This is a genomic window from Geodermatophilus sp. YIM 151500, assembly GCF_025716945.1.
Taxonomy (GTDB): Bacteria; Actinomycetota; Actinomycetes; order Mycobacteriales; family Geodermatophilaceae; genus YIM-151500.
The window spans coordinates 267,337-281,021 of sequence record NZ_JAOVZT010000001.1 but is presented as its reverse complement, the minus strand read 5'-3'; the positions used below and the strand labels follow the sequence as shown (position 1 = coordinate 281,021).

The window sequence follows — 13,685 nt, the reverse complement described above, 5'->3', positions numbered from 1 at the left end:
GGTCCACGCCCGTCGGCTCCGGTCAGCGCATCTGCGCCACCCAGGCGACCGCCTCCCGGGCCTGCCGGCGCCGCTGCTCGTAGGTCGCGCCGGCGACGAGCAGGAGCAGGCCCACCGTGCCGAGGGTCAGCCACCGCGGCAGCAGCAGCACGTCGGGTCCGAGGAGCCCGGCCGCCACCCAGGCCAGCGTCGCCGCTCCGACGACGAACGGCGCCTGCCGGTGCAGCAGGCTGCCGCCGATGGTGATAGCGCCGGCTCCGGCCACCACCAGGGCCAGGCGCAGCGCGGTCGGCTCGGCCACCAGGACCACCGCCGAGGGCCCGCAGGCGACCGCGAGCGCCGCGCCCTCGGCCGACCAGGACGACTCCCCGGCGCGGATGCGGGGCAGCGCCACGATCAGCAGCCCGAGCGCTGCGGGCACGGAGTAGGCCTCCGGCGTCCCCACCGCGGCGCCGGCCAGCGCGATCCACGCCGCGGCGACCAGCTGCGCCACCGCCATCCCGGCCACCCGCGGGTGCCGCGCCGCGAGCGCGTACGCGGCCATGGCGGTCCCGGCGATCGTCAGCTGCACGCCCACCTGCCCCCACGCGCCGGCGGTGGCCGTCAGGACGCCGGCGGCGAGGCCGGTGAGGGCGGCGGCGCCCGCGGCGGGCCGCTCCTCGGGCCGGCCGGCACGAGCCGCGGCGACCGAGAACCCGGCCGCGGCGAGCAGGGCGAGCAGCAGGCCGGCGGACGTCGCCTGGAGCAGGCCGGCCGCCCGGGCGAGCGCGACCGCCGAGGCCGCCGCGAGCAGTGCACCGGCCGTGGCGGGCGAGCGCAGCGCCGGCCGCCCGACCGCGGCGGTCACGGCCGGCAGCACCGCGGCGAGGGACAGCGCGGCCAGCTCGGCGAACCGGGCACCCGGGACGAGCAGCAGCACGCCGGTGCCGGCCAGCGTCGCACCCCCGGCCGTGAGTGCCGACCCCGCGAGCCGGTGCCGGACCAGCGGCACGGCAGCGGTGAGCAGGGCCAGCCCCAGGGCTCCGGCCACGACCGGGCCCGGGGGGCCGAGCGTGCGCAGGGACAGGGCCAGGGCGAGCGCGGGGACGGCGGCTGCGAGGCGTGCCGTCGCGGCGGGGGACGGGAGCCGGGCGGGCACCGGCAGGCGGGTCAGGGCGGCGGCGGTGCCGCCGGCCGCGGTGAGGACGGCGGTCGCCCACCAGGAGTCCACGGCGTCCGCGGCCCCCGCGACGGCGAGCCCGCACGTGCCCCCACCGGCGCCGAGGACCGCGGCGAGGGCCAGCGCGACCGGCCGCAGCCGGGGGCGCAGCTGGCGGACGGCCAGCACGTCGCCCACGGCGAGCGCCAGCGCGACGGCCACGCCCACCGGGCCGGCCGCGACGGCCGGCGGCAGCAGCAGGAACGGCAGCGCCTGGACGGCGAGCAGCGCGGTCAGCGGCCAGGTCGCGGTGCTCGCCGTGACCCGGCCGAGCAGCAGGCCCGCGGCGAGGACGGCGGCGCAGGTGGCCGCGGTCCAGGACCGCAGCGGCACCCCGTCGAGGCCGAGCAGGCCGAGGGCCCGGGCGGCGGTCAGGTCGACGACGAGCAGCGCGACCCCGGCCGCGGCGAGCGCCTCCTCGGTCGCCCGCAGCCCGCGCCGCGCCGTCCAGGCCGACGCGGCGCAGGCCAGGCCCGTGACGACCGACATCACCGCCGCCTGGAACGCCACGCCCAGCCGCGTCCAGGCCACGGCGACGAAGGCAACCGCCGCCGCCACCACGAGCAGCGCGCCGAGCGCGACCAGCACCTGCTGCGGGCTGAGCCGGGGGCGTCGCGCGACCCGGGCGGCCGGTGCGGCCGGAACCGACGGAGGGCCGGGCCGTGCCGGCGGTGCTGCCGGTGCCTGGCCCGGGGCGGGCGGTGGCGGGCCCGGGGCGGGCGGTGGCGACGGGGCCGACGCCGCGGCCGCCGCGCGCAGGGTGGCCAGCAGGGCGTCCCGGTCGGCCGCCAGCTCGGAGAGGGTGGCGCCGATGCGGGCCACCACCAGCGCGGCCCGGCCCGCCGCGGGCAGCCCGCAGGTGGGGCACGGCGCCGGCTCGGGGGCGGTCACCGGGCGGCCGCAGACCGGGCAGGGCGGCCAGGACGAAGGAGCACACCGGGAGATCACGGGCGGATCGTCCCCGCGCGACGGGCGGTCCCGGATCGGGGCTGCCCCGGAGATCCCGCCGGTGGTGCCGCCGACGTCACCCGGAAGTCGGTCGAGGTCGGCGGCCGCAGCGCCTACCCTGGAGCCAGTGATCACGACGACCGGCCTCGAGCTGCGCGCCGGCGCCCGCATCCTCATCGGCGACGCCACCCTGCGCGTGCAGCCCGGTGACCGCATCGGCCTGGTCGGGCGCAACGGGGCCGGCAAGACCACCACGCTCACCACCCTCGCCGGTGAGCGGCTGCCGCACGCCGGGAAGGTCGAGGTCACCGGCGAGGTCGGCTACCTCCCGCAGGACCCGCGCGGCGGTGACCTCGACATCTCCGCCACCGACCGCGTGCTGTCCGGCCGCGGGCTCGACGTCCTCAAGGCCCGGCTGGTCAAGGCCCAGGTGGCCATGGCCGAGCCGGCCGACGACGCCGAGCGCGACCGCGCCGTCCGCCGGTACGGGCAGCTCGAGGACCAGTTCGCAGCCCTCGGCGGCTACGCCGCCGAGAGCGACGCCGCCCGCATCTGCACCGCCCTCGGCCTCCCGGACCGCGTGATGGGCCAGCCGCTGCGGACCCTGTCCGGGGGCCAGCGCCGCCGGGTGGAGCTCGCGCGGATCCTGTTCTCGGACGCCGAGACGCTGCTGCTCGACGAGCCGACCAACCACCTGGACGCCGACTCGATCACCTGGCTCAAGGGCTTCCTCGCCGCGCACAAGGGCGGCCTGGTCGTGATCAGCCACGACGTCGAGCTGCTCGACGCCGTGGTGAACAAGGTGTGGCACCTCGACGCCAACCGGGCCGAGGTCGACGTCTACAACCTCGGGTGGAAGCCCTACCTCCTCCAGCGGGAGACCGACGAGCGCCGCCGCCGCCAGGAGCGGGCCAACACCGAACGCAAGATCGAGGCGTTGTCGGCGCAGGCCGACAGGATGCGGGCCAAGGCCACCAAGGCACGGGCGGCCAAGAGCATGGACAAGCGGGCGGAGCGGCTGGCCGCAGGCCTGGCGGAGGTCCGCGTCGCCGACCGCGTCGCGAAGCTGCGCTTCCCGACCCCGGCGTCGTGCGGGCGGACCCCGCTGACCGCCGAGGGGCTGTCGAAGAACTACGGCTCGCTCGAGGTGTTCACCGACGTCGACCTCGCCGTCGACCGGGGCACCCGGGTCGTCGTCCTGGGGCTCAACGGCGCGGGCAAGACGACGCTGCTGCGCATCCTGGCCGGCGAGGAGGTCCCCGACACCGGCGTCGTGCAGCCCGGGCACGGCCTGCGGATCGGCTACTACGCGCAGGAGCACGAGACCCTCGACCTCGACCGCAGCCTGCTGGAGATCATGCGCTCGGCCGCCCCGCAGAGCACCGACACCGAGCTGCGCCGCATCCTCGGCGCCTTCCTGTTCTCCGGCGAGGCGGTCGACCAGCGGGCCGGCACGCTGTCCGGCGGGGAGAAGACCCGGCTGGCGATGGCGACGCTGGTCGTCTCCGGCGCCAACGTGCTGCTGCTCGACGAGCCGACCAACAACCTCGACCCGGCCAGCCGCGAGCAGGTGCTCCAGGCGCTGCGCACCTACACCGGCGCGATCGTGCTGGTCACCCACGACGAGGGCGCCGTCCGCGCGCTCGACCCGGACAAGGTGATCCTGCTGCCCGACGGCACCGAGGACGCCTGGAGCGAGGACTTCGCCGACCTGGTCGAGCTGGCGTAGCGGCGGGAAGCACCGTCGTGACGAGCTGGGCGCCGGGGCACGCGGTAGCGGTCGGAGGTCGGAGGCCGGAGGTCGGAGGCCGACGGTGTTCTCGCATCGCGCAGGTGCGCTCGCTGGGTGATCATGTCTGCACCGGCGCGGAGGTCCAGCCAGCCCCCGGCCGTCCGCTGCCACCGGAGGGGAGACATGGCCGACTCGAGCACCGCTGACCTCGGCAAGGGCAAGCGCATCACGGGAGGTGACCGGACCAACCTCGCCGACGAGCTGCGCAAGCGGTACGACGAGGGCGAGAGCATCCGGTCGCTGGCCACCTCGACCAACCGTTCCTACGGTTTCGTGCACCGGCTGCTGTCGGAGTCCGGGGCCACGCTGCGCAGCCGCGGCGGGGCCAACCGGAACAGCAAGAAGGCGTGACGGCGGGCTCGGCAGACAGCCGGCCGCCGGACCCCTCCGGCTGGGTCCGCACCAGCCGGGACGGGGCCGTCCTCACCGTGACGCTGGACCGTCCCGACCGGCTGAACGCGCAGACGCCCGCCACCTGGGCGGCGCTGGCCGCCGTCGGCGCCTCGCTCGACGACGGCGTGCGCGTCGTCGTGGTCCGGGGCACCGGACGGGCGTTCTCCGCGGGGCTGGACCGTTCCCTGTTCGGCTCCGGGCCGGACGTGCCCGGCAGTCTGGGCGACCTGGGCCGGCTCGCCGCCGAGGAGGCGCAGGAGCGGATCCGCGCCTACCAGGCCGGTTTCCGGTGGCTGCGCTCCCCGGGCATCGTCTCGGTGGCGGCCGTCCGCGGCCACGCCATCGGGGCGGGCGCCCAGCTGGCGCTGGCCTGCGACCTGCGGGTGCTGGCCGACGACGCCCGGTTCCGGCTGCCGGAGACCACGCTGGGGCTGGTGCCCGACCTCACCGGCACGAGCACCCTCGTCGAGCTCGTCGGCTACGCGCGGGCCCTGGAGATCTGCCTGACCGGCCGGACGGTGGGGGCGGCCGAGGCCCGCGCGATCGGGCTGGCGACGGCCGTCGTCCCCGCCGCCGAGCTCGACGCGGCCGTGGCCGACCTGACCGCCGCACTCACCGCGCCTCCGGTGGGCGCCAGCCGGGCGACCGCCGCGCTGGTGCGCTCCGCCGTCCGCAACGACCCGCCGACCCAGGACGCCGCCGAGCGGGCCGCGCAGGTGCAGCGGCTGCACGAACTCGTCGGTGGCCGCTGACACACTCGGGAGGAACAGCCCGCGCCGGCCCGGCGTTGGCGTCGAGGCGGTCGAGCGACGGGAGGAGGGGCCGACGTGAGCAGCCCGATGACCTCCATGGCGGCGATGCGCTCGTTCCGGCGCGACCCGTCGGTGACCACCCGGGAACTGCCGCCCGGCACGGTGCGGCGCGTCCTGGGGGTCGCCGTCCCGTACCGGCGGGAGCTGAGCTGGTTCCTGCTGCTGGTCATCGGCTCGTCGGTGATCGGCGTGGTGACCCCGCTGCTGGCCGGCGACATCGTCAACCGCATCGCCCGCCTCGACGGGACGGCCACCGGGGTCATCCGCATCGCCCTGTTCATCGCCGCCCTGGCGGTGGTCGACGCCGGGATCTCCGTGGCCACGCGGTGGTACTCCGCCCGCATCGGCGAGGGCGTCATCTACGACCTGCGCAGCCGCGTGTTCGAGCACGTGCAGCGCATGCCGGTCGCCTTCTTCACCCGCACGCAGACCGGTGCGCTGGTCAGCCGGCTGAACAACGACGTGATCGGCGCCCAGCGGGCGTTCACCTCGACGCTGTCCGGCGTGGTCAGCAACGTCATCGGCCTGGTCCTGACCGCCGGCGTCATGCTGACGCTGTCGTGGCAGATCACCCTGCTCTCCCTGGTCATGGTGCCGCTGTTCGTGCTGCCGGCCCGGCGGATCGGCCGGCGGCTGCAGGAGATCACGCGGGAGTCCTACGGCCTCAACGCGTCGATGAACGGCACGATGACCGAGCGGTTCAACGTCGCGGGCGCGCTGCTGGTCAAGCTGTTCGGCCGGCCGGCGGACGAGGCGGAGTCCTTCCGCGGCCGCGCCGCCCGGGTGCGCGACATCGGTGTCCTGTCGGCGATGTACGGCCGCACCTTCTTCACCGCGCTCACGCTGGTGGCCGCGCTGGCCACCGCGCTGGTCTACGGCCTGGGCGGCTGGTTCGCCTTCACCGGCTCGCTCAGCCCCGGCGACGTGGTGGCCCTCGCGCTGCTGCTGTCCCGGCTGTACGGGCCGCTGACGCAGCTGTCGAACATCCGGGTCGACGTGATGAGCGCCCTGGTGAGCTTCGACCGGGTCTTCGAGGTCCTCGACCTGGCGCCCATGATCGACGAGGCATCCGACGCCGTCCCGGTCCCGGCGGACGACCGGTCGATCGAGTTCGACGCGGTGTCGTTCAGCTACCCGGCGACGTCCGACGTGTCGCTGCCGTCGCTGGAGGAGGTGTCGCTGCCCGAGCACGGTGGCCCCACCGCGGTGCTGCACGACGTCTCCTTCCGCATCGAGCCCGGGCAGCTGGTCGCCCTGGTCGGGCACTCCGGTGCCGGGAAGACGACCATCGCCAACCTGGTGCCGCGGCTGTACGACGTCACCGAGGGGTCGGTCCGCGTCGGCGGGGTCGACGTGCGCCGGGTGACGCAGGCCTCGCTGCGCGACGCGATCGGCGTGGTCAGCCAGGACGCGCACCTGTTCCACGACACCATCCGCGCCAACCTCCGCTACGCCCGCCCCGACGCCACCGAGCAGCAGCTCTGGGACGCGCTGGCCGGCGCGCGGATCGCGGCGCTCGTGCGCGCGCTGCCCGACGAGCTCGACACCGTCGTCGGCGACCGCGGCTACCGGTTGTCCGGGGGCGAGAAGCAGCGGCTGGCCATCGCCCGCGTGCTGCTCAAGGCGCCGGGCATCGTGATCCTCGACGAGGCGACCGCGCACCTCGACAGCGAGTCGGAGGTCGCCGTCCAGCACGCCCTCGACACCGCGCTGACCGGCCGGACGTCGCTGGTCATCGCGCACCGGCTGTCCACCGTCCGCAACGCCGACCTGATCCTGGTGGTCGACGGCGGTCGCATCGCGGAGTCGGGCACGCACGAGGAGTTGCTGGCGCTCGGCGGTCGTTACGCCGACCTCCACCGCACGCAGTTCCGCGACGGCGAGCGTCGAACGGTCGACGCCGCCTGACCACTAGCGTCACACCCGTCCCATCTCGAGGAGGGCGACGACGTGACCGGGCTGGCGTGGTCACGCAGCGGCACCGCACCGCCGGACCCGGAACCGGCGGTCGCCAGCGAGGAGGAAGTGTGACAGCAGCGCACCCGCACGAGGCCCAGATCAGGGCGCTCTACGCCGGCTTCCTGGACGGCTGGAACCGGCGCAGCGGTGCGGCGGTGTCCGCCGGGTTCGCCGACGACGGGGAGATCGTCGGGTTCGACGGCTCGCACACCAGCGGCCGGCTGTCCATCGCGTCCGACTTCCGCCGGATCTTCGGCTCCCACCAGACGCCCTTCTACGTCGGCCTGGTCCGCTCGGTGCGGCCCATGGCGCCGGGGGTCGCGGTGCTGCACGCGCACGCCGGCATGATCCCGGCGGGCGGCAACGACCTCGACCCGGACCTGCTCACCGTGCACACGCTGGTCGCCGTCGACGACGGCGGGCGGTGGAAGATCTCGCTGCTCCAGGCCACCCCGGCGGCCTGGCACGGGCGCCCCGAGGCGCGCGACGCCCTCACCGAGGAGCTGCGCGGCCTGCTGGCCGCGCCGTGACACCCGGCGACGACGTCCTCGTCGCCGCCGACGGCCTCCGCGCGGAGCTGGCGGCAGGCCGCCGGGTGGTGCTGCTCGACGTCCGCTGGGCGCTGGGCGACGACCGCGGCCACCGGCGCTACCTCGACGGGCACCTGCCCGGCGCGGTCTTCGTCGACCTGGACGGCGAGCTGGCCGATCCGCCGTCCCCGGCGGCCGGGCGCCACCCGCTCCCGTCGGTGCGGCGACTGCAGTCAGCGGCGCGCCGGTGGGGGGTGCGCACCGGCGACCCCGTCGTCGCCTACGACGCCACGGGCGGGCTCGCGGCGTCCCGCGCCTGGTGGCTGCTGCGCTGGGGCGGGCACGCCGACGTGCGGCTGCTCGACGGCGGTCTCCCGGCCTGGCGGCGCGCCGGCGGCCCGGTCGAGACGGGCGAGGTCGTCCCCGAGCCGGGGGACGTCGAGCTGACCGGCGGCGGCATGCCGGTGCTGTCACCCGACGGAGCGGCGGCGCTCCCGGCCTCCGGCGGCCTGCTGCTCGACGCGCGGGCGGGGGAGCGGTACCGCGGCGAGAAGGAGCCGGTCGACCCGCGCGCCGGGCACGTGCCCGGCGCGGTGAGCGCGCCGACCGCGGACAACCTCACCCCGGACGGCACGTTCCGTGCAGCCGCTGCACTCGCGCAGCGGTTCGAGGCGCTGGGTGCCCGGCCCGGCGTCCCGGTCGGCGTCTACTGCGGCTCGGGTGTCGCCGCGGCGCACGAGGTCGCCGCCCTGGCCCGGGCCGGGATCCCGGCCGCGCTGTGGCCGGGGTCGTGGTCGCAGTGGGCGGCCGACCCGGACCGGCCGGTGGCCACCGGACCGGGCTGACCGGGGGGAAACCCCGATCCGCGCGGCCGCCCGGCGGTCGAGACTGGCCGGGTGACCTCGACCCGCCTCCGGCGGCGCGGCGCACCGCTCGCGCTCGCCGTCGTCTCCGCCGTCGGCCACCTGGTCGTCGGCTGGTTCTACGCGGCCGGTGGCCTGGTGATCCCGGGCGCCTGGCTGTTCTCGCTCTGGGCGTTCTGGGTGCTCCTGGCCGTACTGCTGGTCCGTCTCGCGCGGCGCCGCTCGTGGTGGACGCCCGCGGTCCCGCTGGCCGCGGCCGCGGTCTTCGCGGGAGTGCTGCAGTTCGGCGAACGCGTGCTCGGCTGGCTGCCCTGAGCGTCGCGCGCCGGTCGCGGTCCGCGAGCGGTCCGCGCCGGTCGCGGTCCCCCGCGGGCCCGCGGCGGGTCAGCCGGTGCGCCGAACCGTCGCGTCGACGACGACCTCGTCCACCTCGGTGACGGTAGCGCTCCCACCGGCGCGGGTGACGTCGGCGACGACGCCCCCGGGCACGTTGAGCGCCACGGTCAGCCCCTCCGGGGGGCCGACGGCGCGCAGGTCGTACGGGGACTCGAGGGGCTGCCCGTCGAGGCTCAGCGCCCCCGGGCCGCCCCCGACGTGGCTGGAGACGACGACGCGGACGCCGTCCACCTGGATGGCCTCGGCGCCCGCGCCCCGCAGCTCCTGCACCGCGTCGAGCAGGATGCCGGGGCCGACCGCCCCCTCCGGATCGCGGATCGTCACGCGCAGGCCTGGGCCGCGGGCGGGGGCGGTGCCGTTGAGGATGGCGATCGCGTCGGCGCGCTGCTGGGCCTGGGTGAGCGCCGCCCCCGACCGCTCCCGCCCGCTGCTGAGCTCCTCGACCAACCGCCGCTGCTCGGCGAGCTGCTGGCGCAGCTGCTCCTCCTGGCCGTCCTGCTCGTCCAGGATGCGGATCAGGTCGTCCTCCCGCTGGCCCTGGACGGTCTCGGCGGCACCGGTGCTGCGGATCTGCACGGTGAGCCCGAAGCCGAGCGCGACGGTGAGCGCGCCGGTGGCCACCGCGGACACCAGCCGCCGGCGCCGCCGGGCGGCGGCATGCGCCGCCGACCCGGGTGCGGCCTCCGCACCCGGCCGGTCGGCGGTTGGCTCGCTCATCGGCTCCAGGGTAGGTCCCGGGGGCCGCAGGTCAGGGGACGGCGGACCGCGCGGGCAGGCCGGCGCGTGCCGCGTCGTACCGGTCGAGCAGGACGGCGGCGGCCCGCCCGTCGGGCAGCAGCGGGGCGCTCACGGCGTCGGCACCGGCGGCGGCCAGCCGGTCGTGGAAGTGACCCGGCGCGAGCAGGTAGGCGGCGACCACGACCCGCGCCGCGCCCGCCTCCCGGGCCGCGGCGACGGCGTCCGGGACGGCCGGGCGGGCCGCCGAGCCGTACCCGGTCGTCACCGGGCCGGCCCACGAGCTCCGCAGCAGGGCCGCGGTGCGTTCGACGTCGGCGACCGCCCGGGCGTCGCTGGACCCGGCCGCGGCGAGGACGACGGCGGTGCGGGGGTCCGCCGGATCCGCGCCGGTCGAGACCAGCCGGTCGTGCAGCACGGCGGCCAGCCGGGGGTCGGGGCCCAGCGGCCGGGCGGCGACGGCCGACCCGGCTCCCTCGACCGCCCGGGCGATGTCGACGTGCACGTGGTAGCCCCCGGACAGCAGCACCGGGACGACGACCGCCGGTCGGCCCTCCGCGGCGAGCCCGGCCACGACGTCGGCCACGGTGGGGGGCTGCACGTCGACGAAGGCCGCCGTGGTCGTCAGGCCCGGCCGCAGGCGGCGGGCGGCCAGGGCCAGCTCGGCGACCAGCCGCCGCCCGGCGGGGCTGCGGGTGCCGTGCGCGCAGGCCACCAGGACAGGGTCGCCCCGCATGGGCCCGCCGCGAGCGGGCGAGCGGTCGGGGGCGAGGGGGTCCTTCTTCACAGGGACCGCAGCAGCCCGCCGTCGACCGGCACCATCGCGCCCGTCACGTACGAGGCGGCGGGGGAGAGCAGGAAGGCGGCGACCCGGCCGGACTCCTCGGGCTCGCCGACCCGGCCGAGCGGCACGCGGGCGGCGTTGCGGGCGCGGGCCGCGGCGGGGTCACCCGAGGCGGTCTCGCCCTCGACCAGCCGGTCGGCGGCGTCGGGGTCGGCCAGGTCGGCGGCCAGCCCGTGCGCGACCGGCGCGCCACCGAGCTCGGCGGCCGCCGCATCGACGCCGTCCGGCGAGCGGGAGGTGACCAGCACCCGCGCGCCGTCGTCGACCAGGGCCCGGGCGGCCGCGGACCCCAGCCCCCGGCTCGCGCCGGTGAGCAGGTAGCCGCGGCCGCCGAGCCCCAGGTCCACGGACTCAGCCCCGCGCGCCGCGCAGCGAGCGCAGGACGTACTGCATGATCCCGCCGTTGCGGTAGTAGTCGGCCTCGCCGGGCGTGTCGATGCGCACCGTCGCGTCGAACTCCACCCCGCCGGCGCGCACCGTCACCGTGCGCGGCGTGCGGCCCTCGTTCAGCTCGGTGACGCCGGTGATGGTGAACTCCTCGTCGCCCGACAGGCCCAGCGACGCGGCCGACTCGCCGGCCGGGAACTGCAGCGGCAGCACGCCCATGCCGATCAGGTTCGACCGGTGGATCCGCTCGTAGCTCTCGGCGATGACCGCCCGGACGCCGAGCAGCGCGGTCCCCTTCGCCGCCCAGTCGCGCGACGACCCGGAGCCGTACTCCTTGCCGGCCAGCACCACCAGCGGGATGCCCTGATCGGCGTAGGCCTGCGACGCCTCGTAGATCGTCGTGGTCTCGCCGGTGAGGTGGTTCTTGGTGACCCCGCCCTCCGTGCCGGGCACCAGCTGATTGCGCAGGCGGATGTTGGCGAAGGTGCCGCGGATCATCACCTCGTGGTTGCCCCGGCGCGAGCCGTAGGAGTTGAAGTCGCGGCGCTCGACCCCGTGCTCCTGCAGGTACTTGCCCGCGGGCGAGTCCGGCTTGATCGACCCGGCCGGCGAGATGTGGTCGGTGGTGACCGAGTCACCGAGCACCGCCAGCACCCGGGCGCCGGTGATGTCCTCGACCGGGGCCGGCTCGGCCGGCATGCCCTCGAAGTAGGGGGGCTTGCGGACGTAGGTGCTCTCCGGGTCCCACGCGAACGTGTCGCCCTCCGGGGTGGGCAGCGCGCGCCACTGCTCGTCGCCGGCGAACACGTCCGCGTAGTCCTCGGCGAACATCTCGGCGCTCACGGCTTCGTCGATGACCCGCTGCACCTCCTGGGGCGAGGGCCAGATGTCGTGCAGGTACACGTCCGAGCCGTCGCTGCCCTGGCCGAGGGGCTCGGTGGTGATGTCGACGTCCATCGAGCCGGCCAGCGCGTAGGCGATCACCAGCGGCGGGCTGGCCAGGTAGTTCATCTTGACGTCGGGGTTGATCCGGCCCTCGAAGTTGCGGTTGCCCGACAGCACCGAGACCACCGCGAGGTCGGCCTCGTTGACCGCCCTCGACACCGGCTCGGGCAGCGGGCCCGAGTTGCCGATGCAGGTCGTGCAGCCGTAGCCGACCAGGTAGAAGCCGAGCTTCTCCAGGTAGGGCGTCAGCTGCGCCTTCTCGTAGTAGTCCATGACGACCTTCGACCCCGGGGCGAGCGTCGTCTTCACCCAGGGCTTGGTGAGCAGGCCGCGCTCGACGGCGTTCTTGGCCAGCAGCGCCGCGCCGATCATCACCGACGGGTTCGACGTGTTGGTGCACGAGGTGATCGCCGCGATCACGACGTGCCCGTGGTCGACGAAGGTCTCCGTGCCGTCCTCGAGCACGACCTCGGTCGGCCTGGTCGGCCGGTCGGGGAGCTGCTCGCCGTGCACGAAGGGGTGCGGCCGGCCGGCCTCGCCGTCCCCGGAGGCCGCCGGGGCGGCCGGGTCGGAGGCCGGGAACGACTCGGCCGAGGCCTCGTCGACGATGGACGCGACGCCGTAGGGCGCCTCGTTCGCGGGGACGCCGGGCTTGCGGGCCTCACCGCCGGTCTGGTCGTCGCTGACGTAGTCGCCGAGGGCCGCGCGGAACGCCTCCTTGGCGTCGGTCAGCGAGACCCGGTCCTGCGGCCGCTTCGGCCCGGCGATCGACGGGACGACGGTGGACAGGTCCAGCTCGAGGTACTCGGAGTAGGCCGGCTCCCGGTCGGGGTCGTGCCAGAGGCCCTGCTCCTTGGCGTAGGCCTCGACCAGCTTCACCTGCTCCTCGCTGCGCCCGGTCAGCGTCAGGTAGCCGATCGTCTCCTCGTCGATGGGGAACATCGCCGCGGTCGACCCGAACTCCGGGCTCATGTTGCCGATCGTGGCCCGGTTGGCCAGCGGGACGGCGGAGACGCCGGCGCCGTAGAACTCGACGAACTTCCCGACCACGCCGTGCTGGCGGAGCATCTCGGTGATCGTCAGCACGAGGTCGGTGGCGGTGGCGCCGTCCGGCAGCTGACCGGTCAGCTTGAAGCCGACCACGCGCGGGATGAGCATCGACACGGGCTGGCCGAGCATCGCCGCCTCGGCCTCGATGCCGCCGACGCCCCAGCCGAGCACGCCCAGGCCGTTGACCATCGTGGTGTGGCTGTCGGTGCCCACGACCGTGTCGGGGTAGGCGACCGTGCGGTCGCCGTCCTGCCGGGGGAAGACCACGCGGGCCAGGTGCTCGATGTTGACCTGGTGCACGATGCCGGTGCCCGGGGGGACGACCTTGAAGTCGGCGAACGCGCCCTGCCCCCAGCGCAGGAACTGGTAGCGCTCCCGGTTGCGCTCGTACTCGATCTCGACGTTGCGCCCGAAGGACTCGGGGGTGCCGAAGACGTCGGCGATCACCGAGTGGTCGATCACCAGCTCGGCGGGGGACAGCGGGTTGATCTTCTGCGCGTCGCCGCCGATCTCGGCCATCGCCTCGCGCATCGTGGCCAGGTCGACGATGCAGGGGACGCCGGTGAAGTCCTGCATGACCACGCGGGCCGGCGTGAACTGGATCTCCTGGTCGGGTTCGGCCTGCGGATCCCAGTGCGCCAGCGCGCGGACGTGGTCGGCGGTGATGTTCTCGCCGTCCTCGGTGCGCAGCTGGTTCTCCAGCAGCACCTTCAGGCTGAAGGGCAGCTTCTCCGCGCCCTCCACCGCGTCGAGCCGGTAGATGTCGTAGTCGGTCCCGTCGACGGTGAGCGTCGACCGGGCCCCGAAGCTGTCCTTGCTGGCTGCCACTGCTC

12 protein-coding genes are annotated in these 13,685 nt (G+C 75.9%); 7 read left to right on the top strand and 5 right to left on the bottom strand.

The annotated features are described in order from the left end of the window. Nucleotides 1-22: 22 nt before the first annotated feature. The gene (locus OF117_RS01285; protein WP_263550977.1) at nt 23-2,089 is read right to left on the bottom strand and encodes an SCO7613 C-terminal domain-containing membrane protein; all 2,067 of its coding nucleotides are present in this window, start codon (nt 2,087-2,089) and stop codon (nt 23-25) included. A gap of 184 nt (nt 2,090-2,273) precedes the next feature. Between OF117_RS01285 and OF117_RS01280 the strand changes: the two genes are divergently transcribed. From OF117_RS01280 to OF117_RS01250, 7 genes are all read left to right on the top strand, one after another. Further along, nucleotides 2,274-3,875, top strand: a complete 1,602-nt coding sequence (locus OF117_RS01280; protein WP_263550976.1) for an ABC-F family ATP-binding cassette domain-containing protein — start codon at nt 2,274-2,276, stop codon at nt 3,873-3,875. 186 nt (nt 3,876-4,061) lie between these two features. After that, nucleotides 4,062-4,289, top strand: coding sequence for a helix-turn-helix domain-containing protein (locus tag OF117_RS01275; RefSeq protein ID WP_263550975.1), 228 nt, complete (start codon nt 4,062-4,064; stop codon nt 4,287-4,289). Continuing rightward, on the top strand, nt 4,286-5,083 hold the full coding sequence (locus OF117_RS01270) for an enoyl-CoA hydratase/isomerase family protein (RefSeq protein WP_263550974.1): 798 nt from the start codon (nt 4,286-4,288) through the stop codon (nt 5,081-5,083). The genes OF117_RS01275 and OF117_RS01270 overlap by 4 nt, the downstream gene beginning before the upstream one ends. Before the next feature lie 75 nt (nt 5,084-5,158). Beyond that, complete coding sequence (locus OF117_RS01265; protein WP_263550973.1) at nt 5,159-7,051, top strand: ABC transporter ATP-binding protein; 1,893 nt, start codon at nt 5,159-5,161, stop codon at nt 7,049-7,051. Between the two features lie 119 nt (nt 7,052-7,170). After that, entirely contained in the window at nt 7,171-7,632 is a 462-nt protein-coding gene (locus tag OF117_RS01260; protein WP_263550972.1) for an SgcJ/EcaC family oxidoreductase, read from the top strand. Beyond that, complete coding sequence (locus tag OF117_RS01255) at nt 7,629-8,477, top strand: sulfurtransferase (RefSeq protein ID WP_263550971.1); 849 nt, start codon at nt 7,629-7,631, stop codon at nt 8,475-8,477. Before OF117_RS01260 ends, OF117_RS01255 begins: the two co-directional genes overlap by 4 nt. A gap of 51 nt (nt 8,478-8,528) precedes the next feature. Next, the gene (locus OF117_RS01250; RefSeq protein ID WP_263550970.1) at nt 8,529-8,810 is read left to right on the top strand and encodes a hypothetical protein; all 282 of its coding nucleotides are present in this window, start codon (nt 8,529-8,531) and stop codon (nt 8,808-8,810) included. A gap of 69 nt (nt 8,811-8,879) precedes the next feature. Here the strand turns inward: OF117_RS01250 and OF117_RS01245 are convergent, their stop codons facing one another. Genes OF117_RS01245 through OF117_RS01230 form a run of 4 tightly spaced genes read right to left on the bottom strand, consistent with a single transcriptional unit; the run spans nt 8,880 to nt 13,680 of the window. Continuing rightward, complete coding sequence (locus OF117_RS01245; protein ID WP_263550969.1) at nt 8,880-9,608, bottom strand: DUF881 domain-containing protein; 729 nt, start codon at nt 9,606-9,608, stop codon at nt 8,880-8,882. Between the two features lie 31 nt (nt 9,609-9,639). Continuing rightward, nucleotides 9,640-10,362, bottom strand: coding sequence for a sirohydrochlorin chelatase (locus OF117_RS01240; RefSeq protein ID WP_263550968.1), 723 nt, complete (start codon nt 10,360-10,362; stop codon nt 9,640-9,642). Nucleotides 10,363-10,409: 47 nt separating this feature from the next. After that, nucleotides 10,410-10,817, bottom strand: coding sequence for an SDR family oxidoreductase (locus OF117_RS01235; protein WP_263550967.1), 408 nt, complete (start codon nt 10,815-10,817; stop codon nt 10,410-10,412). A 4-nt stretch (nt 10,818-10,821) separates the two neighbouring features. Then, nucleotides 10,822-13,680 carry an aconitate hydratase gene (locus OF117_RS01230; protein ID WP_263550966.1) on the bottom strand — a complete coding sequence of 953 codons (2,859 nt, stop codon included), beginning with the start codon at nt 13,678-13,680 and terminating at the stop codon, nt 10,822-10,824. Between the last annotated feature and the right edge of the window lie 5 nt (nt 13,681-13,685).